The sequence below is a fragment of the Desulfatitalea alkaliphila genome, from assembly GCF_022968795.1.
In the GTDB taxonomy this organism is placed as follows: domain Bacteria; phylum Desulfobacterota; class Desulfobacteria; order Desulfobacterales; family Desulfosarcinaceae; genus Desulfatitalea; species Desulfatitalea alkaliphila.
The window spans coordinates 423,445-447,248 of sequence record NZ_JALJRB010000001.1; the positions used below are offsets into that span (position 1 = coordinate 423,445).

At 60.6% G+C, this 23,804-nt stretch carries 14 protein-coding genes; 9 read left to right on the plus strand and 5 right to left on the minus strand.

What is annotated here, in order from left to right:
* Window positions 1-20 precede the first annotated feature (20 nt).
* The 9 genes from MRX98_RS01865 (at window position 21) to MRX98_RS01905 (ending at window position 16,650) form a co-directional block, all read left to right on the plus strand.
* Entirely contained in the window at window positions 21-4,916 is a 4,896-nt protein-coding gene (locus MRX98_RS01865) for a pilus assembly protein (protein ID WP_246902508.1), read from the plus strand.
* A gap of 15 nt (window positions 4,917-4,931) precedes the next feature.
* Window positions 4,932-5,435: a hypothetical protein gene (locus tag MRX98_RS01870; RefSeq protein ID WP_246902509.1), complete on the plus strand. Its 504-nt coding sequence runs from the start codon at window positions 4,932-4,934 to the stop codon at window positions 5,433-5,435.
* Between the two features lie 557 nt (window positions 5,436-5,992).
* The gene (locus tag MRX98_RS01875; protein ID WP_246902510.1) at window positions 5,993-6,496 is read left to right on the plus strand and encodes a GspH/FimT family pseudopilin; all 504 of its coding nucleotides are present in this window, start codon (window positions 5,993-5,995) and stop codon (window positions 6,494-6,496) included.
* A gap of 23 nt (window positions 6,497-6,519) precedes the next feature.
* Window positions 6,520-7,404 (plus strand): prepilin-type N-terminal cleavage/methylation domain-containing protein, encoded by an 885-nt coding sequence (locus tag MRX98_RS01880; RefSeq protein ID WP_246902511.1) that lies wholly within the window; start codon window positions 6,520-6,522, stop codon window positions 7,402-7,404.
* Between the two features lie 70 nt (window positions 7,405-7,474).
* Complete coding sequence (locus MRX98_RS01885) at window positions 7,475-7,885, plus strand: type IV pilus modification PilV family protein (RefSeq protein WP_246902513.1); 411 nt, start codon at window positions 7,475-7,477, stop codon at window positions 7,883-7,885.
* Window positions 7,886-7,921: 36 nt separating this feature from the next.
* Window positions 7,922-8,536: a pilus assembly PilX family protein gene (locus MRX98_RS01890; protein ID WP_246902515.1), complete on the plus strand. Its 615-nt coding sequence runs from the start codon at window positions 7,922-7,924 to the stop codon at window positions 8,534-8,536.
* Window positions 8,537-8,689: 153 nt separating this feature from the next.
* Window positions 8,690-13,030 (plus strand): pilus assembly protein, encoded by a 4,341-nt coding sequence (locus tag MRX98_RS01895; protein ID WP_246902517.1) that lies wholly within the window; start codon window positions 8,690-8,692, stop codon window positions 13,028-13,030.
* Between the two features lie 348 nt (window positions 13,031-13,378).
* Entirely contained in the window at window positions 13,379-14,380 is a 1,002-nt protein-coding gene (locus tag MRX98_RS01900; protein WP_246902519.1) for a TAXI family TRAP transporter solute-binding subunit, read from the plus strand.
* 77 nt (window positions 14,381-14,457) lie between these two features.
* Window positions 14,458-16,650: a TRAP transporter permease gene (locus MRX98_RS01905; RefSeq protein WP_246902521.1), complete on the plus strand. Its 2,193-nt coding sequence runs from the start codon at window positions 14,458-14,460 to the stop codon at window positions 16,648-16,650.
* 122 nt (window positions 16,651-16,772) lie between these two features.
* Here the strand turns inward: MRX98_RS01905 and MRX98_RS01910 are convergent, their stop codons facing one another.
* The 5 genes from MRX98_RS01910 to MRX98_RS01930 form a co-directional block, all read right to left on the minus strand.
* Complete coding sequence (locus MRX98_RS01910) at window positions 16,773-19,031, minus strand: GNAT family N-acetyltransferase (protein ID WP_246902523.1); 2,259 nt, start codon at window positions 19,029-19,031, stop codon at window positions 16,773-16,775.
* A complete protein-coding gene (locus MRX98_RS01915) occupies window positions 19,025-20,014 on the minus strand; it encodes a D-alanine--D-alanine ligase family protein (RefSeq protein ID WP_246902524.1) in 990 nt (329 codons plus the stop codon). Before MRX98_RS01915 ends, MRX98_RS01910 begins: the two co-directional genes overlap by 7 nt.
* Window positions 19,992-21,032, minus strand: a complete 1,041-nt coding sequence (locus MRX98_RS01920; RefSeq protein ID WP_246902526.1) for a D-alanine--D-alanine ligase family protein — start codon at window positions 21,030-21,032, stop codon at window positions 19,992-19,994. The genes MRX98_RS01915 and MRX98_RS01920 overlap by 23 nt, the downstream gene beginning before the upstream one ends.
* On the minus strand, window positions 21,029-22,348 hold the full coding sequence (locus tag MRX98_RS01925) for a KamA family radical SAM protein (RefSeq protein ID WP_246902528.1): 1,320 nt from the start codon (window positions 22,346-22,348) through the stop codon (window positions 21,029-21,031). The genes MRX98_RS01920 and MRX98_RS01925 overlap by 4 nt, the downstream gene beginning before the upstream one ends.
* A gap of 326 nt (window positions 22,349-22,674) precedes the next feature.
* Window positions 22,675-23,553, minus strand: coding sequence for a PAS domain-containing protein (locus MRX98_RS01930; protein ID WP_246902530.1), 879 nt, complete (start codon window positions 23,551-23,553; stop codon window positions 22,675-22,677).
* Window positions 23,554-23,804 lie beyond the last annotated feature (251 nt).

Sequence of the window (23,804 nt, forward strand, 5' to 3'; positions counted from 1 at the left end):
CTGCGAAGGGAGTTTCGAAAATGCAACGATTACTGAAATCGAAATACGGCAAGACCAATAACAGCGTCGGGAATAGGCCCCGCACTGCAGCGGCGGTATTCTTCTTGGTTTGTTTGCTCATCACCGGTGGGGTCGCAAGTGCTAATAATGACTGGCAGGCACCGCGCATGGCCGACTATGTCAAGCTGCCGCCGTTCGTTTCCTTTGATGCCAAACCCAACATCATGATCCTTCTGGACAATTCCGGCAGTATGAACGCACCGGCATACGACATGGATTACTATGCCGGCGAGCCTTATAATAGCCAGGATGAGAGCCTGGGCGTTGAGGAGAGTCTCCGATCCTATTTTGTTGTACGGGAGATCGATGACGTGCACCAAATTGGCAGCGACCTGGTCGATGGGGAAGTATTGAACATCGGCGACCGTCAAGTGGGCATCCGTTTTCAGAATGTCGATATCCCTCAAGGATCGATTATCACCGAGGCCTACATCCAGCTTACTGCTTATGCCGATGGCTTCGATGATCTGACAGTGACCATCAGGGGCGAGGATGCCGATGATGCGGCGTTTTTCAACATTGATGATCCCAACAACCTTACCGACCGCACGTTGACATCCGCTTCCGCCGATTGGACCATTGGTCCGTGGCAGGCGGGAGAAGCATATGACACGTCCGATATTAGCGCTGTTCTGCAAGCCATTGTGTCGCGTCAAGAATGGCGCTTGGGCAACGCATTGGTGCTGACCTTGGAGCACAGCCTCGATGCCGGCTATAGGCGGGCTGAGGCTCACCTGAGGGATGAAGACGATGAAGAGCAAATCGTCAACTACGGCCCGGTTTTGCATGTCAAATACCAGTCGGTCAAGCCCGGGGTCAGCTATTACGGCTACTTCAATCCGAAATATTTCTACGAATACCGGGCAAGCGACAACACCTTTCACCCGAAATATCAAAAAATCAACTACGATTACTCTGCAGGGCGCTGGAATGTCAGGAATCTCAGCGGCACCTCTCTCACATTGAACAACACCGATATCGCACCTGTGTATAACAGTCAAAAGCAGTCCCAAGGGCTGTGGGACGGCAATTGGGCCAACTGGCTTAGCATGCGCCGCATCGATGTCATGCGCAAAGTGCTGGTGGGCGGCAAAGCGGATCCACCTCTCGGAAACAACAACGGCTTGCAGAAACTCATTGCCGAAAGCCCGCCGAGCGGGTCCTTTTCCCGTCAATATTCAAAAACCTTCAGCAGTCATCTCGGTCCGCCGACATCTCCCTACCATGGGAACTTTACGTACGACTTATGGCAAGCTACTGACAACCGGCCGTTGATAAGAGTAAGATACAGGTCAGGCTGGACCACGTATACCCACACCTACACCAACCACATCCAGAAGGACAGAACCATCGAGCCCCAGGACTTCCTCGGCGGCAATCTGGCCGGTATACTGCAGAGGGTGGGGGACCGGGCGCGCTGGGGCAACATGTGGTTCAACCAAGGCGGAAGCTACGCAAGCGGCGGCAAGGTAGCAAACCCCGTCGACCACGGTTTTAGCAATGCGATGCTGCAGGATTTGCAAACCAAGGGCTGTGACACCTGGACACCGCTGGCGGAGACTTTTTACGTTGCCTTGCAATACTTCAAGCAGCAAAGCATTCATAGCAACTACCAGTATCCAACCGATTTATTTCAGATCAATCAGGATTGGGATCCCTACTATGACAAGGAAGCAGGCGAACACGTGCCCTGCGCCAAGAGCTTCGTACTGCTGTTGACCGACGGCGCCTCCACAATGGATGGCAGGGTTCCCATACACCGCGGGTACGCAAGCAATGCCAACAACTTTCCCGAAGGGTGGCAAAAATACCTGGACAGCGAATACACGAGTGCCCATTTCAATCCCATGACCTCCGGCAACACCTGCAATGAAGGCACCGGCGCCGGCTGTATTTACCCTTCCAGCGGTACAGACTATCTCGCCGACCTGGCTTTGTATGCCCGACACAACGATCTGAGGCCGGACTTGTCCAGCTGGGAGGACAATAAATACCTCACGCTTTATACGGTGCTGGCGTTCGGCGGCTTGACCGACGTGGAAGCCGAAAATGCGCGCGCATTGCTCAAGAAGGCATCACTGCTCGGCGGCTACGGCGATTCCAACAGCGATGGTATTCCGGACACCTACTTTGAAGCCGATGACGGTTATCTTTTGGAAAAAGAGCTGCTGCGCGCCATCAGCGACATGCTTTCGCGCACCTCATCGGGTACCGCCGCCTCGGTGGTTTCCGGGACGCGTTCCGGCGAGGGCGCGGTCTATCAAGCCATTTTTCAACCCCAGGACTACGACGGTACCAATACGGTCTACTGGACCGGACAGGTCAACGCCCTATTGGTCGACGCTTATGGGAATATGCGGGAAGACACCACCGGCGACCAACGGTTGGATGTCGCCGAGGACCTCTTTCTGGTCTTCTGCGATGCTGGTTCATGTCAAGATGATCCAGACGGTCCTTGTTGCGGACCCCAACCCGATTTTTCCCCCTTCGTACGAAAATTCAGGGATATCAACGCTGATGGGCAATTTGACGCGGAGGAACGCGCCGCCGACCCTGTCAGCTCGGGAGGAACGGAAAACTTTGCGCTGCATGAGGTCAATTATTTGTGGACCAGCAGCCAATGGCTGAACTCAAATGATTTGAATCCGGTTTTTCAAAGAAATTACACTTCCAACGACCACCGGCGATACATTTTCACCTTCGTGGACGCAGATGGCTCCATGGTGCCCAACAGCACCAATGCGGTCAAAGATTTTATTGCCTATAGCAGCCCGGAGTGGATGCAGTTGACCGATCCGCAAGACTTCTTTGCCTATCTGCATACTTACGAACCGTTCACGCCGCCGGCGCCCTTCGATCCAGACGATGCCGCCTCGGTTCCCGAATTTCGTACAATGGTATCGCGCCAGGCCGAGCGTGTGGTCAACTTCATCCGTGGCGAGGACCAACCGGTGGAATTCGTCGGAGGGGTGAAACAGGAGTTTCGCAGCCGACAAATCGTCCCCAAAACGGGTAACACGGAGGTCACTTGGCGCCTGGGGGACATCGTTCATTCCTCACCCACTGTGGTCAGCCGCCCGGCGGAAAACTTCGATCTGCTCTACGGCGATAGAAGCTATACCGATTTTTATCGCAAATACCGCTTTCGCCGCACGGTGCTTTATGTTGGCAGCAACGGCGGCATGTTGCATGCGCTCAACGGGGGCTTTTTCGACGAATCAAACAAGCAGATCGTGACGCGTCCGGTGGACAACCTCGGCAATGAAATTTCAATGCCCAACGGCTCGTCTTACAATGATTTTCCCCTTGGAGCGGAGTTGTGGGCATACGTGCCCTTCAACTTGCTGCCCCACCTGTACTGGTTGACGAAACCCGACTACGAGCACGTTTATTTCATGGATTTGGAGCCCCGGATCTTTGATGCCCGCATCTTTGCGCCAGACGCCGACCATCCCAACGGATGGGGCACGGTGCTGGTGGCCGGCATGCGATTCGGCGGCGGCAAGATCGCCGCGGATATGATCAAAGGAACCGGACCGTACAACCCGGATGTGGACCGGGTCATGAGTTCCGCTTATGCCGTTTTCGACATCACCAACCCCGAAATGCCGCCACGGTTGCTGGCGGAATTGACTTTTCCCGAATTGGGATTCACCACCTGTCATCCCGGAGTGATTCTGATGCAGGGTGCCGATGCCGATAATGACAGGACGAACCAATGGTACCTGATTTTCGGCTCGGGCCCGGCTTCCCGGGACGCTTTCGGCGACAATGGAGCCAACACGGTAGCGCTCGTGGATGGCATCAGCACCCAAAACGCCTCGATGTATGCCGTCGATCTGGTTGCGCTGGCGCAAGACGGCCAAGTCAGAATGGTGACTCCCACTGGATTGGAGAACTACTCCACCGCCTCCGGTTCGGGACCATATTATATGGTTCGGTTCGACGAACCCAACAGCAGTGTTTCCAAGCCCATAGTGGTCGACTGGGATCTGAACTACAATTCCGATGCGGTCTATTTCGGCACCAGTTCCGGTGACCATGATACCGGCTGGACCGGAAGAATGCGACGCCTGGTGCTGGATGACGGTTCCAATGATCCCACCGATCCCAAACAGTGGCAGGTCGACAGCATTTTGTTGGATTCCGCCCAACCGATCATGGCGGCGCCGACGCCCGCCGTGGATGGTAACCGTAACCGTTGGGTCTATTTCGGCACTGGGCGCTTTTACTCGCAAAAGGACAAGGCCGATTACATGCAACAGTCCTATTACGGCGTGAAAGAGCCCTACACCCTTTCCAGCGGTGAAATGCGCTGGACCTTCAATACAGTAAGCAAGGACAACCTGTTTGATGTCAGCAACATCGATGTCTTCCAGACCGGCCATCATCTGGACGGCTATACCGGCACCTTCTGGGATCTGGCTGACGAAATCGAGGATGACTATTCCGGCTGGCGCCTCGATTTTCCGGATCCGTTCGAACGCAATTTGGGCCAGGCGACATTAGCAGGGCAAGCTTTGACCTTCACCACCTTCTCTCCTGCCGATGCAATTTGCGCCAGTGAAGGCCAGAGCCAACTGTATGCGCTCTATTACCGCACCGGAACAGCCTATATCAACCCGATTATCGGCGCCAGCGATTCGATTTTTTCGGATGGTAATCCGTTGATGAAGAAGCGACTTGTGCTGGGACCCGGCATGACGATCACGCCCAACATTCATGTTGGGCGCCAGAAAGGCGCCAGTGCGTTCGTTGCAACCGAGGGGGGCCCCATCGAAGTTATGCAACAGCAAACCCCTGCTTCCGTCAAAAGCGGGCAACAGGGCTGGATGCCTGACAAAGAATGTGACTGACCAGGACCATGCGGCATGCTGAAAAGTTTGCTGTATGATAGCAAAGTGAATCATGGGACCACTATCAGGAGTGAAACGATGAACCCAAGCGTAATATGCGAAACCCATAGTAAATGGTTAAAGTCGCGAACATACCGTCGGATAGGCGTGTTGGCCTTCCTCCTGCTACTTGCAACATTGATTGCTCCAGCCTTATCTTTGGCGCAAACAAACTATCACCAGGGACCGGAGGCCGCACCGGCAGAGCAAGCCGTACCTTTGCCCCAAGTCGAGGTCACGCTTCAGAACAAAACCTTGCAAAGCGTCATCTCCAGCATCGGTGACCGCTTCGTCATCAATAGCCGGACACTCATCGTAGGTCCGGACGGCAAGGAACTGGGCACCGCCAACCTTGCGGTGCCATGTGAAGCAAAGGTAACCTACAGTACCCATAAAAGGAAGAAAACGGCACGGCGAATCGATGTTATCAGGGTAGGTGCCAATGCAACAACCCGGATGACATCGGAGGTTCCGCATTAAGAACGCTTGGGCTACTATTAGCAGGTATTGCTTTTCGTGGCTTTATTATAAAGGTCCATGTTCTATATGACCGCCTACAGCGATGTGACAAAATTTGTCACATCGCTGATTCGTGCTGAAATAACAAGTCTTTTTCCAATAACAGCAGAACCCTTAGCTCTACGCACGACGCACACGGACCCAAGCTTAAAAAAAATTAATAGATAACAGCCCAAACCTCGCGAGGTGCCGGGGCTTATTCTTGTCCTGCCGACATACCGGTACGGTATTTACACCAACCTCCAACAACCTGATAATCAATCATTATAAACCAACTTGCGGGCCACCGCACACCCCCACCAACCATCCTCCCATGAAAAATGGCGTATTTTTTGCTTATAATTTGGGCGGCTTCAGTACTTCTTAATATACAATTGAATTGGTAACCGATCCCGCTGCGCTCCCACTTGGCTTCTGTTGATCCTGACAGCAGAGGCCGACCGAGGCCGCAGGATCATCCGTTTCGGTTGATGTCGGATCTCAAGCTCAACCCGACGCCCTGACGAATTGAGGAAGAGATGAATATCACAAACATTATTCCCAGCGCCAAACCCACGCCCGTCGCCCGATCAGGTTTTACCGTCGTAGAACTTCTGGTGGTCATTTCCCTGATTGCCATTTTGCTGTCTGTGGCCACGCCTTCCACAATGGCCTACCTGCGCCAACGGGGTGTGCGTGAAGCCGCCGACCAATTGGCCATGGACCTGCAGCGGGCCAAGATGGCGGCTGTTTCCCGTAATGCCGACAGTTCCATTGTGGTGGATACGGCGGGTAACAGCTATCGCACCCAACTGCCCGGCAGGGCCGACGAAACCACTGCACTTTCACGCTTCCGCGGAGGAGTGGCTTTTGCGAACATCGACGGGCAGGTCAACACCCCCAGAATCACCTTCAATTCCAGGGGGATCACCAATCCGGGGGCCAACGGCAGTATTTTTCTGACCAATGATGGCGGCGCCGTGACGATACGTCTGACCGTGAGTGCGGCAGGCGGCATTTCCCAATCCATTGTTACCCCATGAAAAGAACCACCAGGAGGTCCGTCATGCAATCCCCCGGTCCCCATAACTGCGCCTTTTCACGACATCACGCACGAGCTGGTTTCACCCTCGTTGAATTGCTGATCGCCATGGTGGTGGTCGCCATCGTGGGTGGGGCCGTGATCACCAACTACATCAGTCAACAGCGCGCCGCCGTCCTGGTACGGGAGATGGCCCAGTTGCAGCAGCAGTTGCGCGGGGCCATCTATGTGATGGAAGACGATCTGCGACTGGCCGGCTTCGATCCGACCGGACGGGGCGGTGCGGGCTTCGGCATCACCGACATCAAGCCTGTCGCCCTGACCGGCAATGGAACGGACGCAGAGTCGCGCCCTGCGCTGCAGGTGGCCAGGGATTGGTTGCCCCGCCGTATCGTGCGCGCCATCCACCCTAACGCCGGGGAGGACACCAACGGCAACGGTGTACTGGATGCCGGTGAACAAGCCACCTATTTCCTGCGCCTCAACGACCGGGGGGCCACCGATCTGATGCGTCGACTCAACGACTGGGGCGGTGCCGAACTGGTGGCTGAGAACATCGAACACATCTTCTTCGCCTTCGCCTACGAAGACGATGCGGGCAACATCGCCCACCAGGGCAACGACATCATCTGGACCGCCCCCGGCGCCAACAGTGTTAATGAAATCAACATGCGGTTGACGGCCGATCTGACCCTGCAGCCCATGGCCGTCCCGGTGCCGCTGGACCGCGTGCGCATGGTGCGCGTGTGGTTGCTGGCCCGCGCCCCCCACCCATCGTCCCGTTTTGTCAACACCGAGCCCTATGCCATGCCCGGATTGCCGGAGGATGTCCGCGCCAACGGTTTCGGGGACGGGTTCCGGCGACGGATGCTGGTGCGCACCATCGATCTGCGCAATATGAACCTTTAGGGCGGGGCGGCGGGGCGCAAGCGTCCGGCATCCATCGATCACCGAACCGAAAAACCGCGAGAGAGGATGTATGGCAACACACCACAGACAACCCGGCACCATCGGCGGTCCCGGTCGCCAGGGGGGCTTCACCCTGATCGAAGCGCTGATCGCCATCTTCGTTTTCACCGTCGGCATTCTGGCTACGGTCAGCATGCAGATCAGCTCCCTTGAAGGCAACAACCTGGCCCGCAGCAACACGGAGGCCGCCGCCGTGGCGGCCAGTGTGGTGGAAGAGCTGCGCGCTTTGACCCACGAACATCCGCTGTTGCAGCCGGGAAGTCGCGATTTGGCTCCCGTGGGCCGCTACACGGTTTCCTATGCCGTCACCGATGAAGATCTGATCCGCAACACCAAAAACATTGCGGTAACGGTGGGCTGGGCGGACGGCGGCAATCAAAGAAGCGTGGAGATCCACTATCTACTGGCCACCTTGATCTGACAAAAATGCACAAAACCTTCAATTCAGAGGAAACACATGCAACCCTGCTACGACCGCCACACCGGCCCATCGGGGCAAAGCGGGTCCGCCCTGATCACCACCGTGCTGATTTTGCTGGTGGTGACCATCATCGGTATCCTTTCCACCCGCACCGCCAACATCGAGGTGAACATCGCCACCCATGACAAGCTGTACAAACGCACTTGGTTCGCCACCGACGCCACGGTGCAGGAGTTCGTGCCCGAATTGACGGAACAGGCCATCGAGCTGCGGCTGGCGGCCGAGGATGTCGAGAAGGAGCTGTCGGACGCCCTAGACGGTGGATTGACCCTCAACGATGCGCAATTTTACCTGAACGAATCGCCCGGGCCCGACAGCGTTTTGACAGCGTGCTATGACAAAATTCCCGAACCGGACAATGCCGATATGGTTTTGGCCGCCGGCGCCATCGGGCCCACCGACCTGTATGTGCGGATATACGGCGACACGGAATTTTCGCCCGGCAACGCCTTGCAATTGACGGAAGGCTATGAAGGCGAGGGCCTGGGGGCGGGCCGCGGCGGGGCCATGATCATTTACGACATCCGCGGATTGGGTGTCTCCAACAGCGAAGTGCGGATCATGAACCGCTACCGGCATGTCATTCGATGAACCCCCGCGATGCCCGCTCCCGCGACCCGCTGCCCGACGCGCGCCGCCGTTCGCCGGTCGCCGCAGCCGTAGGCATGTGCACCATCGCCCAATACCGGGAACGACCACCGACCGTCGGCCTTCCCGTCAGACCAAGAGAGGACTAAGCCAGCGATGAAAACCAACAGGCGCACCATCAGGGCCGGCCGGGCGGCCGGCATCGCCCTCGCCCTTCTGTGGGGCCTTCTCGGATCCGGCATGGTCGCAACGGCTGCGGCCGGCAACGACTGGACCAAGCCGAAAATGGCCGATTATGTGCAACTACCCCCCTTCGTGGCCTATTCGGTCAAGCCCAACATCATGATCCTTCTAGACAACTCGGGCAGCATGAACGAAACGGCCTACGGGGGCAGCTACCAAGGCGAACCCTACAACGGTCCGGATCAGCCCGCTGTTCGCTACTACGGCTATTTCAATCCCGATTTCTTTTACACCTACGACAACGCCAACGATCTGTTCGTGCCCACCCACCGCAGAGGCGACTACAACACCGCTTCGCGCAGCTGGCAGGTGGCCGAGGTGCTGCGGTCCGGTGCCGGCAGCGGACCGCTGGACAGCACCGCCATCGTGGAGCGCCGCCTGTGGGACGGCAACTGGCTCAACTGGCTGACCATGCGCCGCATCGACATTCTGCGCAAGGTGCTGGTGGGCGGCAGGGTGGAGGATTCTTCCGCGGGATCCGGTACCGGTGTCCAGGACCTTGTCGGGGAAAACAACGCCATCATGGGTGTCATCAACAAAACCAGCACCCCCGGGGCCGACATCGCGGTATCGCCCCACGCCAACGACCAAAACTATCGGGTGAACCTGGACGGCACGCTGGAGGCGGGATCGGCGCGCTACCGGGTACGAGTGCAAAAAAACAGTCGTTTCGAACCCGATGAATTCCTGGATGGCGAATTGGTAGGCGTGCTGCAGCGGGTCGGCGATCAGGCGCGCTGGGGCAACATGTGGTTCAACCGCAGGATCACCGACCGCTGGGGGGTTGAAGACGTGGCCGGCGGTTATGTGGCCCATCCCATCGACAACGGAGTTACCCCCGACATGGTCCTGGATCTGCGGACCAAAACCTGCGACACCTGGACTCCCCTGGCCGAAACCTTCTATGTGGCGCTGCACTATTTTCGGGGCGATCCGGTCACCCACTCGGCATACACCAACACTTTCGCAACCGGCAGCAATTATGTGGATCCCTTTGTCGACACGGAACTCAATCAATTGGTCCCCTGCGCCCCCAACTTCGTCCTGCTGCTCACCGACGGCGCCTCCACCCAGGACCAGGCCATCCCGCGCAGCAGCGCCGGCAATCTCATGGGTTACGGCTACGCCCGCCAAACTGCGGGCAATATTCCGGAACACTTGCTGAATTACGACCCCGCGCCGTGGACGGTCGAGAATCCGGGCTATGCCAACAACGGCACCGACTACCTGGCGGACCTGGCCCTCTACGCGCGATACAACAACCTGCGCGAAGAGGGCGCTTTCGCCTGTTATGAAAACAACATCGTTCTTTACACCATCGTCGCCATGCTGGACGAGCAGGACAGGGAATACGCGGCGACCCGGGAACTGCTGATGAAAGCCGCCCTGCTGGGCGGCTACGGCGACAGCAACGGCGACGGCATCCCCGACACCTATTACGAGGCGGCGGACGGCTACCAATTGGAGCGGGACCTGATGCAGATTTTCGGCGACATGGTGGCCCGCGCCGCAACGGGCACCGCCGCCTCGGTGGTGTCCAACCCCCGATCCGGCCAAGGGGCCGTTTACCAATCCCTCTTTTTCCCGGCCCTCAGCGATGACGCGGGCAACACCATCAAGTGGGCCGGCCAGGTGCACGGTTTGCTGATGGATCGCCATGGCAACCTGCGAGAGGACACCAACAGCAATGCACGGCTGGATCTGAACCGGCCGGCCGGTGGGACCGCGGACCGCTTCCTGGTGTTCAACACCGAAGCCCCGGAACAGCAGGATGGCTGCCCGCCGCCGGAAGGCGAGCGGGTGACGGTCAGCCGTTACAGCGGTACCGACGCCGACGGCAATCCGCTCAACGCACCGGACTTGGAAAGCGATCCCGTGGACACCGTCGAACCCCTCGCGATCCATTATCTGTGGTCCTCCAGCGACTGGCTCAACGCACCCGACTTGCAACCCACCGCGCAACGCGCCTACGACGCCAACGAGCCCAAGCGACACATCTTCACCTTCGTCAATGCAAACGGTTCCATGGTGGTGCAAAACGACAGCGATATCAGACCCTTCGTCGCCGATGCGCAGCACCCCCCGACCTGGCGGGAAATGACCACCCCCGCCGACTTCTGGGCCTATCTGCATGTCCACGAACCTTTTTCGCCGCCTGCGAACATGGTCGAGAACCCGTCCCGATTTCAAGAAATGGTCACCCACCAGGCCCGACGGGTCGTCAACTTCATTCGCGGCGAGGATCAAGACGCCACCACCACTCCCGGCGGTGTCCCGCTGGCAACCTTTCGCAGCCGCCAACACAATGGCCGCACCTGGCGCCTGGCGGACATCGTGCACTCTTCGCCCACGGTGGTGGGCCGACCGGCCGAAAACTACGACCTGATTTACCGCGACAGCAGTTACAGCGCCTTCTACCGCCGCTACCGCCACCGCCGCAACGTGGTCTACGTGGGCAGCAACGGCGGTATGCTGCACGCTTTCAACGCCGGTTTTTACAACGATTTCAACCGGCAATTTTCCACTGTGCCCCTGGATGATGCAGGCGAACCGATTCCGCCGCCCCAAGGGGCGGTGCCGAGACAGTACAATCCCCTGCCCCTCGGCGCCGAGCTGTGGGCCTACGTGCCGTTCAACCTTTTGCCCCACCTCTACTGGTTGACCCGGCCCGACTACGAGCACATCTACTACGTCGACCTGGAACCGCGCATATTCGACGCCCGCATTTTCGACGCCCGCGATCCCGACTATCCGGGGGGCTGGGGCACCGTGCTGGTGGCCGGCATGCGCCTGGGCGGCGGCAAGATCGGCGCGCAGATCGTCAAGGGGGATAGCGATTTCGATCCGGAAAACGACCGCGCGCTGAGTTCGGCCTATGTCGTCTTCGACATCACCAACCCGGAAAAGCCGCCCCGCCTGCTGGCCGAGCTCACCTTTCCGGAATTGGGCTTCACCACCTGCCATCCGGGGGTGATCCTCATGGAAGGGACCGATGACGAAATGGCCGATGGCGGCGACAGCCCAGCGGCCAACCCCCAATGGTACCTGATCTTCGGCTCGGGCCCCATTTCGCCGGGCAAGGACGACATCAACGGCCCAAACACCACCGCCCTGACCGAAGGCACCAGCAGCCAGCGGGCGGTGATGTATGCCGTCGATCTGGTCAAACTGGCCGCAGGGCAACTGGTGATGCTCACCCATGGCGCGGCCGGGGGGCCCGGCATCACCACTCTGACCGCCGCCGCCAACCCGGCGTCGCGCTACATGGTGCGGTTCGAAGAACCCAATAGCAGTGTCTCCAGGCCCATCGCGGTGGACTGGAACCTGAACTACAAAACAGACACCGTCTATTTCGGCACCAGTTCGGGCAACCATGATGACGGATGGGGCGGCAAACTGCGGCGCCTGGTGCTCAACGCCAACACCAACCCCGGACATTGGCAGGTGGACAACACCATGCTCGACCTGACACCCGGCGCGCCGGGCAACACGCGCGCCACTGGCCAACCCATCACGGCCCGGCCCACGGCCGCCATCGACCGTGAAGGCAACCGTTGGGTCTTTTGCGGCACGGGGCGCTTCCTAACCGCCGGCGACAAGGGCAACATCGACCGACAATCTTTTTACGGCCTCAAGGAGACCCGGTCCGACGACGGCGCCTTCAATTACGAACCGGTATCGTTTTCTGATCTGGAGAATGTCTCCAACGTGGTGGTTTACGAATCCGGCAACCGCCTGGACGGGTTGGCGCGGAGTTACACCCCGGTCGGCGGCGGAGACGACTTCACCTTCAACGATTTCCGTGATTTGATTCAGGGTGCCGAGCGTTCCGGCTGGCGTTTCGACCTGCAGGACATCGGCGAGCGCAACATCACCCGGCCGGCGCTGGCCGGCGAAATTCTGACCTTCACCACCTACACCCCGTCGGCGGATGTGTGCTCCAGCGCCGGGTTGGGCCGCTTTTACGCCCTTTACTACACCACCGGCACCGCCTTCCGCCATTCGGTCATCGGCACCGCGTCCACCGGCGACGGCACCGTGGTGCTGAAATCGCGCATCCTGGGACCGGGCATGCCACCGCCCGCCAGTCTCATGGTGGGGGCGGGCCACGGCACCAAGGCCCTGGTGGGCGGCGAAGGCGGCGATTTCCAAACCATTTCCCAGGAAACCCCCGGCAAGGTCAAGAGCGGCCGGGTGTTCTGGCGCATCGATGAAGGTAAATACGAGTGTGAGGACGAGCCGTCCTCCGAGTAGGAGGCATCTGCAATGAAATAAGCGTTTCTTGACGAAATCACAATACGCGCGTGCCGCATACAGGCACGCGCGCATTTGCTTTCTGGCCGCAAAGGAGAGCCGGCCGAAGACGCCCCTGTCGACCCGACACTCCACGCCCCTCGCCCTGTAAGAAATTTACCTAGCCCAGAATCAGAAATGGCCCGATTGACCCTGTCCAGCCTGCTCGTTACATATTAAACAGGACCATTGCCCCGATCATGATACACGATTTGTGCAAAAGCGGCGGATCGTGGGCGGTCCGGCCGGTTTTCCGATATGGATCCGTCCCCAAACGGTGCCACTCATCCCAACCCAAAGGAGCGTGTCATGAAAACGAGAAACAGTTTGCTTTGTGCGGCAATAACCCTTGTTCTGGCCGTCACCCTGCTCTGGCTGCCGCCTGTGGGCGAAGCCCAGCGCCGGGCGCGGTTGGCCTTTTCCGGCGGACCGGACGGCGGTACGTTCCAGTATTTTTCCAACGCCATCTCCAGCCGCCTGTCCAAGAACCTACCCAACGTGGAAGTCTCCAACATGGCCTCGGCCGGCTCGGTGGAGAATCTGCGGCGGGTCAACACGGGCGACGCCGATTTCGGCATTGTTTACGCAGGCGACCTCTACCTGGGGCTCAACGGCAAGCTGACCGGCGACACCCGCATTTACGCCAACAATTACAGCATGGCATACCTTTATGGCGCACCGGCCCATCTGCTGGTGCTGGAAAGCAGCGGCATCAAGTCGGTCAAAGATCTGGCCGGCAAACGGGTGGCCGTGGGACCGGCAGGCTCGGGGGCAGCCGCCTCTTCGCAGCGGTACTTTACAGCCGTGGGCCTGTGGGACAAATTCACCGCGGAATACATCGGCTACAGCCAGGGCGCTTCGGCCCTGGGCGACAAACTGATCGACGCCATGTGGGTCTTCGCCGGATACCCCAACGCCTCGGTAATCCAGGCGGCGGCCAGTAACCGCATCCGGCTGTTGAGCCTGGTGGAGCTGGGCAAGGAAACGGGCTTTTTCGATGAGTATCCCTTCTACTCCGAAGTGACCATTCCCGCTGGCACCTACCAGGGTGTCGATTACGATGTGCTGACGGTCCAGGATTCGGCCATCTGGACGGCCGGCAAGCATGTGAGCGACGAGATCGTCTACAATGCCCTCAACGACATTTATTCCGATAAGGGCTTGGAATTCATGTACAGCGTCACCAAGGCCGCCAAGGCCATGAAGATCGCGGACGGCCTCAGAGGCATCGCCACGCCGGTGCACCCGGGCGCCGCCAAATTCTGGCAGGAAAAGGGGTTGTCCCTCAGCGATCGTCAGAAACTGGAATAACCGCCATTGCCATGCAGGGGGAGGCGCGATCAAGGGCCTCCCCCTGCCTTCGTGCCTGATCCCCGGGGGAGCCCGCCATGTCGGATGAAATGAAGGATCTCGAGGGCCTGGACGCTGAAAAGCAGCAAAAGGTCAAGGAGCTGATGGCCAAGGAAGCCAAGACGGTGCGGACACCGGAAGGTTTCTGGAAAATCGTCACCAGCGCCATTGGCGCCTTTTTGGTGCTTTTTTACTTCTATGCCGCCGGCATCTCCACGGTGGGCACCCAATACCATCTCGGGGTCTATGTGCTCATCACTTATGTTCTGGTGTTTTTGCGTTACCCCGCCGGCACTGCGCGGGTACGTGTGGGGCTGAACATCGTCATGGGCGTCTTCATCGCCTGCACGGTGGCCATATGGCTCTTTTACGACAACGTGGAGGCCTTCCATGCCCACATGATGGGCATCGACGACCTGTGGGCCGACGAGGGGTTCTTGCGGGCGGTGGTCCGCAGCCCCGTGCTGTGGTGGCTGGCCCTGGCCGCCGTGGCGCTGGGAATGGGGGTCTGGGTGGTGGACCGCGCCATGCTCAAACGCTGGGGGCGAAATCCCACCCTGTCCGATGTGCTTTACGCCCTGACCGCCAGCGCCGTGGTGCTCTACTGGATGACCCAGTTCGAGGCGCTCAACTACCGTGCGGGCGCCGAGACCGAATTGGATTCGCTGATCAGCATCGTGGGCGTCATCGTCTCCATGGAGGTGTGCCGGCGGGTGCTGGGGTGGTCCATGACCCTGATCGGCGCCGGCATGCTGGCCTTCGCCTATTTCGGTCCCTACCTGCCGGAGATCCTGGCCCACCGCGGCTTCGGCGTGCAGCGCCTGGCCAACGCCCTTTTCCTGACCACCAACGGCGTTTTCGGCGTCATGGCCGGCGTGCTGGCCACCTACGTGATTTTGTTCATCTTCTTCGGCGCCTTTCTGCACAAGTCCGGCGCGGGCCGCTTTTTCATCGACCTGCCCCTGGCGGCCGCCGGCCACACCACCGGCGGCCCGGCCAAGGTGGCGGTGATGGCCTCGGCCCTCTTCGGTTCGGTCTCGGGCAGCGCAATCGCCAACACCGTCTCCACCGGCGCCTTCACCATACCCTTGATGAAGCGGGCCGGTTTCAAGCCCCACGTGGCGGGCGCCATCGAGCCTGCCGCTTCCATCGGCGGCATGTTCCTGCCCCCCATCATGGGCGCCGGTGGTTTTCTGATGGCCGAACTGACCGGCATGCCTTACACTTATATCATGGGCATCTCGGTGGGACCGGCGCTGCTCTACTTCTTTTCCGTGTTCTGCATGATCCATTTCGAGGCCAAGAAGCAGGGCCTCAAGGGCATTGACGATCCTGATTTTCCGCACTGGAAGATTGTACTGAAACGGGGCTGGTATTACTCGCTGCCGCTGATCATCATCACGGTGATGATGATCATGGGCCGCTCACCAGGCTATGCCGCCTTCTGGGCCACCATTTCCTGCATCGTCATCAGCTGGGTCAACAAAGAGACCCGCATGGGCATTCCGGAAATATGGGATGCCATCCAGACCGGCGCCCGCAACACCCTGATCGTCGGCGCCACGGTGGGCGTCATCGGCATCATCGTGGGCACCATCTCCCTGTCCGGCATGGGTCTCAAATTCTCCGACCTGATCATCACCCTGGCCGGCGGCAATCTGCTGGCGGCCGTCTTTCTGATCGCCCTGGCCTCCCTGGTGCTGGGCATGGGCGTGCCGGTGACCGCGGCCTACCTGATCGTGGCCGTGCTGGCCGTGCCGCCCCTGGGTGTGCTGGGGGTATCGGCCATCGGGGCCCACATGATCGTCTACTGGTTCAGCCAGGATTCCAACATCACGCCGCCGGTCTGCGTGGCGGCCTATGCCGGGGCGGCCATCGCCGGCTCCGACCCCTGGAAAACCGGCTGGACCAGTTTCAAGTTCGCCAAGCTGCTCTACGTAATGCCCCTGCTGTTCGCCTTCACCCCGGCCATTCTGTTCGACGGGACGCCCATGCAGATCTTCATGTCCTTTCTGTCGGCCACAATGGGCACCCTGGCCTTTTCCGCCCTGACCATGGGCTACCTGATCCGCCGCACCTCCATCGTGGAGTGGATCATTTTCGCCGTGGCCACCCTCCTGCTCTACTGGCCGACCCTGGTCAGCGACCTGCTGGGCCTGGCCCTGGTGGCGGTGGTGATTGTGATGCAGAAAGCCAAGAACAAGCGGGCGGCGGCGTTGCAGGTCGCATGACCTGGGTATCGCCAGACCTATTGAGATCTGCAGACAGGCCGTTGGGGCCGCAATCCAGCGGGTCCAACGGCCTGCCCGCGCCATCCACGGCGCCAAAGCACTTTACAGCAGCAGCGCCGTAATCAACCCTCAGTCATCACCTTGCAGTAGATCGCCTTGCCGTCCCCCGGCCCGTAGTAATCGGCCAGCAGGGCTTCGCGCCGGTACCCGTTGGTTTCGTAGAAGATACGGGTGCTGGCGTATTCAGTCCGCTGGGAAGTGTCCACGTAGATCCTGCGGCCGCCGGCCTTGCGGATCAGCCGTTCGCTCTCCCGCAACAAATGCCGTCCCAGGCCGCGCCGTTGAAAATCGGGATGCACGGCGATCCAATAGAGATCGAAGCTGTTTTCCGTTCCGGCGATGGGGCCGTAGCAGGTGTAGCCCACCAGGCGGCCGTAATGTTCGGCCAGCACGAAGTGGTAGCCGCCGGCCTCGCCCTTGTCGAGCCGCTCCCGGACCAGCTCCTCCGCCACATCCACCTCGGCGGGATTGAAAAAGCCGGTGATGGTCACCAGGCGCCGGATCCGCTCCGGGTCGGCCGCCTCCGGCGCGTAGCGCCAACGCAGGCCGTGCAGGGCCTCCCGCACGGGGTGGCGCCGTCCCACGGTACGGGTGTTGGCGGTCACCAAGCCTTTGAAGAAGCGCATGGCGCTGGTACCCAGTGCGCGCGTGCGATAACCGCCCTCTTGCACCACCAGGGTGGGTAGTCCCAATCCACCGATCATGCGACCGTTGGCTTCGAAATCGCCGGCCTGCAATTGCCAACTGCCGGTGGGGTCCCCTTTGGCGGTATCCAGACCCAGGGCCACCACTAGAAAGGTCGGCTTGAACGCCTGGATGCGCTCGATGGCACGGGCCAGGGTTTTGGCATAGGCGGCACCGTCCAGCGCCTCGGGCAACGGCAGATTCCAGTTGAAACCTTCCCCCTCCCCTTCCCCCTGCTCGTCCTCGAACCCGGTGAAGTAGGGATAGGCGAACTTCGGATGGCCGTGGATGGAGATGGTCAGCACGTCGGCCCGGCGATAGAAGATGTCCTGTTGGCCGTTGCCGTGGTGATAGTCGATGTCCAGAATGGCCACCCGGCCGTGGGCGCTCAGGTAGTGGGCGGCAATGGCGTTGTTGTTGAAATAGCAGAAGCCGCCGAAGGCCCGCCGTTCGGCATGGTGGCCGGGCGGGCGCACCAGGGCGTAGGCGATGCGCCGGCCGGCCAGAATCTCGGCGGCCGCCGTCAGGGCGCAGTCCACCCCCCGCCGGGCCGCCGGGTAGGCATTGCGGTTGATGGGGGTGAAGGTGTCGATGCAGTAGTAGCCCGAAAGCACCGACGGCTCCTTGGGCGGCCGGGTCTTGTTGCGGATGGGGAAGATGTAAGGATAGAGCGATTTGCCTTCCGGGATCTCCTCGCAGGCGCGGCGCAGGTAGCTGACCAGATCGGCATCGTGCACCGCCGTCAGGTGTTTTTCGCCGAAGGCCCGCGGCCGGCTGGTGGTGAACAGACCGCTGGGTTCCAGGGCGGCCAGGATGGAAGAGACCCGCACCGGAGCTTCCACATAGCCCCGCTCATGGACATGGTGGATATCGTGCTTGTCGTTGACCACCAGGGCCACCTGTTCCGTGGAACGGCCGTCCACCGCGCTGCGCACGGCGGCGGGTTTGACATAGCGATGGGGCCGCAGCCGCACCGGATCGTCTTGAAACGAAGCGACCACCCGGTCCACGTAATCGGGGGGGCAGTAATCGGCATATTTGCGCTCCAGAACGGCGCGCACCACCTTGCGCACAAACGCCCGATTGGGCGCAGGATAGCGCTCCAGGCCGTCGTAGACCAGGTGCGGCATGCAGGTGTCGCCCGTCTTGACGGCTGTTTCGTAGCCGGTGTTGATCACCGGCCGGGCGCCGTAGCGCTCGTAGAAACGCAGGCGGGCACGGTTTTCTTTGAGCAGGGCCGCGTCGGGGCAGTTTCGGGCATCGTCGGGCAAGCATTCGAAAAAGAGTCCCTTGGCGTCCATGGCGGCGGCTTCGGCCCGCACCCGATCGTACAACGCGCCGCCCAACCCGCCACCGGTGGTGCCGGTGGCCAGGGCGATCCAGTCCAGGTAGCAAAAACCGATTTCCGGTTCATGCAGCACCATGGCAAAGCCCAACACCCGCCGACGCAGGGTTTCGGCCACCAGCAAAATGGTGCGGAACCGTTGCTTGAAGGGGTTGCGCAGCTTCTCGGCGATCTGGTCGATCTCGGCTTGGGGCACATCGCTGAAGCGGGTGCGCATGATCTGCTGCACCTGGCGCAGCATCTCCCGGTTGATTGGCAGCACGTCGTCGTATACGCGGCGGATTTTCAGCATCGCACGATCCCGTCGATGGCTTCATCGAAGGCGATGCCGGCCTGCGCCAGGGCGGCGGCGAAACCGGCATCCGGAGCCAGGCAGGGGTTGGCGTTGACCTCCAACACCCATGGCCGGCCTTGGTCGTCCACCCGAAAATCGACCCGCGCGTAGCCGCGCAGATCGAACACATCCCAGCACTGCAGGGCCAACGCCGCAAGGCTGGTCAGCAGCGGCCGGTCCGCGTCGCTAAAGTCGAAACGCCGCGGCGTGTGGTGGTATTGAGGGGCCGTGGGATCCCATTTGGCCCGGTAGTCCACAATGCGGGGCTGATCGGCGGCGAACCCCTCGAAACGGATTTCCGCCGCCGGCAGCAGCCGGGGGCCTCCCGGTCCTTGCAGAAGGGAGAGGTTGAATTCACGGCCGTCGATGAATCTTTCGGCAAAGCAGGCCCCGCCAAGCAGAGGGGCCCGTCGCGCCAGCGCCGTCCAAAGGGCCTCCTCGTCCAGGCCGGTCAGCAGTGAACCGGCATCGATGCCCACGGAGGCGTGCTCCCACACCGACTTGACGATCCAGCGGTGCGACCGAGCGTCGGTTCGGCCCGCCCGGTGCGGCCGCCGGGCATCGTCGGGACCGATCCATGGCGGGGTCGGCACTCCGGCGGCGATCATGCGCTGCTTGGCCAGGATCTTGTTGGAGGTGAACAGCAGCGCTTCGGCCGACGCGCCGGAATACGGCACCCCCATGGCTTCCAGCAAAGTGGGCAACAGATGGATCAACCGCCCCGTTCCGGCCAGGGACTCCACCAGGTTGAACACCATGTCCGGGGCGGCATCGATCAGTTGGCGCCGCATCCGCTCCAGGTCCAGGTCGCAGGCCAGCACCTCCGCCCGGTGGCCGCGACGGCGCAGGGCCGCCTCGACCGCTGCGGCCTGGACCTTCACATCCGCCTCATCGGGTGTGCTGTCGCCGGTCAAGGCGTTATGGACGATGGCAATGTGCATGGGCCTGCAACACCTGTTTTCGCGGCAATGGGCAAGCCTTGATCCGCACGGCAGCGGATGCCACGATCTGTTCGATCAACTGGACAAAGGGGATCCCCAGGGCGGTGCACAGGATCGGCAAGTCGGAGTGCACCGGATGGAGACCGGCCAAAGGGTTGACCTCCATGAACTGGGGACGTCCCTCGGCATCACAGCGGATGTCCACACGCCCACCGTCCCGGCAGCCAAGCAGCCGCCAGGCGCGCAAGGCGAGCTCCTCGGACCGGGCCACCACCCAATCCTCGCCCGGCCGCACCAACCGATAGGCGACCCGCTCCTCGTACTGCGCCTTATTGGTGTAAGAGTAGACTTGCGGTTCGGCGCCGGCCAGCAGGCGCACCTCCATGGTACCCAACACCCGCGCCTCGCGGCCACTGCCGAGCAGCCCCACCGTGAACTCCCGTCCGGGCAAAAACCGCTCCACCAGCACCGGTTGTTGAAAGGCCGTCTTCAGGTTGCGGCAGGCCGCCCCCAGATCCTCCCGGCGCCGCACGATGGAGGCCGCGGAAACCCCCTTGCCCGTGCCCTCGGCCACGGGCTTGATGAAATAAGGCGGTGGGAAGGCCAGGGCGCGCACATCCTCGGGGCCGGCGACCACGGCGAACTCGACGGTGGGCACACCGGCATCCCGCAGCACCTGCTTGGTCATCCCCTTGTGCAAAGTCAGCGCCATCACCAACGGATCGGAAAAAGTGTAAACCAGTTGGAAGGCGTCCAGGATGGCCGGCACCTGGGCTTCGCGGCCGATGCCGTGCAGCCCTTCGGCGATGTTGAAGACCAGATCCCAGCGATCGCCGGCGGCCAAACGGCCGACCAGTTGACGGGCATGCCCGATGCGGTCGGTCAAATGGCCCAGATCCACCAAGGCCGTTTCCAAGGCCGCGATGGTGTCCTCCCGATCGAACTCCGCCGTCGCCTCTTCTGAATAACCGGCAGCCAGATAGTCCGAACGCAGATCATAGGTGAGTCCGATTTTCATCGCCACGCTCCTCCAACATCCGGATAACGATAGATCTCCCCTTCGTAGTTGCGTAACAGCACCTGATCGCCGTCGCGCCCCTGGCAGTAATCAGGCATCAAGGGAATCTTGCCCCCGCCGCCCGGCGCATCGATCACATAGGTCGGCACCCCGTAGCCCGTGGTGAACCCCCGCAACCCGCGAATGATCTCCAGGCCTTTTTCCACAGGGGTGCGAAAATGGGCCGAGCCGCGAATGGGATCGCACTGGTACAGGTAGTAGGGCCGCACCCGCATGCGCAGCATATGGTGCATCAGGTCCCGCATGGTTGCCACCGAATCGTTCACCCCGCGCAGCAGCACGGTCTGGGACCCGAGGGGAATGCCGGCATCGGCCAGGCGTTGGCAGGCCCGGTAGGCCTCGGGGGTGCACTCGTCCGGATGGGTGAAGTGCAAGCTCATCCACAGCGGGTGGTGGCGGCGCAGCATGCGCACCAGTTGCGGCGTGATCCGCTGGGGCAGGACGGCGGGCACTTTGGTACCGATACGGATGATCTCCACATGCTTGATCTGCCGCAACCGGGTCAGCAACCAGTCCAGGCGTGCATCCCCCAGGGTCAACGGGTCACCGCCCGACAACAGGACATCCCGGATGGCAGGGGTGCGCCGGATGTATTCCAATGCGTTCTCCAGCCGGCGCCGGTTGAAAAACAGCCGTCCGTGGCCCACCACCCTGGAACGGGTGCAGTAGCGACAGTAGGTGGAACAGAAATCGAGGACCAGAAAGAGCACCCGGTCGGGATAGCGGTGCACCAGCCCCGGCACCGGGCTCTGCAGCTCTTCGCCCAAAGGGTCGTCGGCCTCGCCCGGCGAGGTGATGAACTCGTCGATGACCGGCACCACTGTTTGCCGCAGGGGGTGGGTTGCGTCGCGGCCCACCAGCAAGCTCAGGTAGTAGGGTGTGATGGCCAGGGGCAGCTTGGTTTGCAACCCTTCGGCGGTCATGCGCTCCCGGGGCGTCAATGGTAAAAAGGTTTCCAACCGGGACAAGCTGCGGATGCGATTGGCGATCTGCCACTGCCAATCGTTCCATTGCCGGTCGGAAACCGCGGGGTAATAAATCCGTTTGAAGCGCCGCCGCGGGGTAGGTGTTTCGGAAGGGGTGACGTGCAACGTCAATGAACGGCGCGAAAGGGGGTTGGTGGTCTGCTGCGCAGCCGCCGGCGCGCATGTCGGACAACTTGGCGGTTCTTCTTCCACCTCCATGCCCGCTGCTGTGGTCCGTGGGGACGCGGCATCGGTTTTGGGACAAATCGGGTGACAGCCTTTGTGATGCATCGTAAGGTACGCTCCTCTTGTTAGCGATCCGCGGGTATGCGCAACGGCGCGCGGGCACCAGGTTCAAGGAGAGGCGCAGAGCAAGAGGGGTGCCATACGTAAAACCATTACAATATCAGAAACTTGTAAAACCGGCCGAATATCGTATCGGAACACCGGGTTCCGCTTTTCGGAGTCTTATCGGAGACAACCCCCCCCACTTTTTGTATTGATCGGCAACCCATTTGAATCAATAGAAAAAAAGAAAGCGGACGGGGCCGTCGGAAGGCTTTGGGAAAGGATGCGGCAGTTCCTGTTTTCAGCCACAGGCGGCCTTGTTGGATCCCCTATCGGGCATCGTCTTGCCGGGACGCTTTGTGAATGTCGATGATGCGGGTGTTGTCGCCATAATCCAAGGTTTCATAGCGCGTGATGCGCTGCAGATTGGCGGTGATGGCGCCCATGCGGTCCACTTGTTGCCGCGCGTTTGCCACAACATCCGCCATTTCGCGGCCGGGACCGTCGGCCACCTGGACCGCCAAAATTTCCAAAAAGCCGGACAGCACCTGCAACGGCTGGTTCATTTCGTGGCAGACGCCGCCCGCTGTTTCCAGCACGCCCTCCAGCCGTTCCCGGGCGAGGCGGTCCCGGGCGGCCCGGTTCTTTTCCGTCAAATCGGACAAAACGGTCACGCTGCCGACGGCCTCGCCTTTCGGATTTTTGATGGGCGCCAGGTTGAACAAAAAATCGCGCTGCACGCCATCGGCACATTGCACCATGGCTTCGAAGGCGTGGAAGCCGCCTTTTTCCAGCATCACCATCTCTTGCCGTTGGTAGGTGGCCGCCAGATCGGGGGGGATCTGCCGCGGCAAATCCTGGGCCCGGCGGCCGATGATACGGTCCCGCGTCAGCCCCAGCACGGTCTTGGCATAGACCCGGTTGCAACCTTGAAAAACCCCCTCGCCGTCCTTGAAACAGACCGGATTGGACATGGTATTGAGCAGTGCGTCCAGCAGTTGGAGGTAGCTGCGCAGCTTCTCTTCGGTTTTGCGGCGCTGCGTGGTTTTCTGCGCGTGATCGGTTTCCAGCCGATGAATGGTGTGCTTGGCTTCCCGGACGGCCCGTTGGAGGGCACGGATCCGCTGTTTCTTGCGAAAAAGGGTGTAACCGCATCCAATGGCCAACCCGATCCAAGCAAGCACCAACAACCACAGAAAGACGGGCATGAAACGGCTCCTCGCAGCATGACGAATAAGCGTCTCCGGCCTGATAAAACAGTGCCGGCAACACCTTGAGCGGCAACTTAACACAGGTCCAATGCGGGCAAAAGGGCCATTCGAACGGGGTCGATTGGTCCGCTTGCACCATCGTCGGCACTTTCCAAATTCGAAATCCGATATCGGTTGTCCTTAGCGCTCGTATGGAGCACGTAGGGTACTCGAATTAGGTTTGTATGGAGCTTGTATTGCGCGTTGAG

Bases quoted from the DNA above. Each gene is read 5' to 3' on its own strand.
- MRX98_RS01865 (WP_246902508.1), top strand. From the start codon at position 21: ATGCAACGATTACTGAAATCGAAATACGGCAAGACCAATAACAGCGTC.
- MRX98_RS01870 (WP_246902509.1), top strand. From the start codon at position 4,932: ATGCTGAAAAGTTTGCTGTATGATAGCAAAGTGAATCATGGGACCACT.
- MRX98_RS01875 (WP_246902510.1), top strand. From the start codon at position 5,993: ATGAATATCACAAACATTATTCCCAGCGCCAAACCCACGCCCGTCGCC.
- MRX98_RS01880 (WP_246902511.1), top strand. From the start codon at position 6,520: ATGCAATCCCCCGGTCCCCATAACTGCGCCTTTTCACGACATCACGCA.
- MRX98_RS01885 (WP_246902513.1), top strand. From the start codon at position 7,475: ATGGCAACACACCACAGACAACCCGGCACCATCGGCGGTCCCGGTCGC.
- MRX98_RS01890 (WP_246902515.1), top strand. From the start codon at position 7,922: ATGCAACCCTGCTACGACCGCCACACCGGCCCATCGGGGCAAAGCGGG.
- MRX98_RS01895 (WP_246902517.1), top strand. From the start codon at position 8,690: ATGAAAACCAACAGGCGCACCATCAGGGCCGGCCGGGCGGCCGGCATC.
- MRX98_RS01900 (WP_246902519.1), top strand. From the start codon at position 13,379: ATGAAAACGAGAAACAGTTTGCTTTGTGCGGCAATAACCCTTGTTCTG.
- MRX98_RS01905 (WP_246902521.1), top strand. From the start codon at position 14,458: ATGTCGGATGAAATGAAGGATCTCGAGGGCCTGGACGCTGAAAAGCAG.
- MRX98_RS01910 (WP_246902523.1), bottom strand. From the start codon at position 19,031: ATGCTGAAAATCCGCCGCGTATACGACGACGTGCTGCCAATCAACCGG.
- MRX98_RS01915 (WP_246902524.1), bottom strand. From the start codon at position 20,014: ATGCACATTGCCATCGTCCATAACGCCTTGACCGGCGACAGCACACCC.
- MRX98_RS01920 (WP_246902526.1), bottom strand. From the start codon at position 21,032: ATGAAAATCGGACTCACCTATGATCTGCGTTCGGACTATCTGGCTGCC.
- MRX98_RS01925 (WP_246902528.1), bottom strand. From the start codon at position 22,348: ATGCATCACAAAGGCTGTCACCCGATTTGTCCCAAAACCGATGCCGCG.
- MRX98_RS01930 (WP_246902530.1), bottom strand. From the start codon at position 23,553: ATGCCCGTCTTTCTGTGGTTGTTGGTGCTTGCTTGGATCGGGTTGGCC.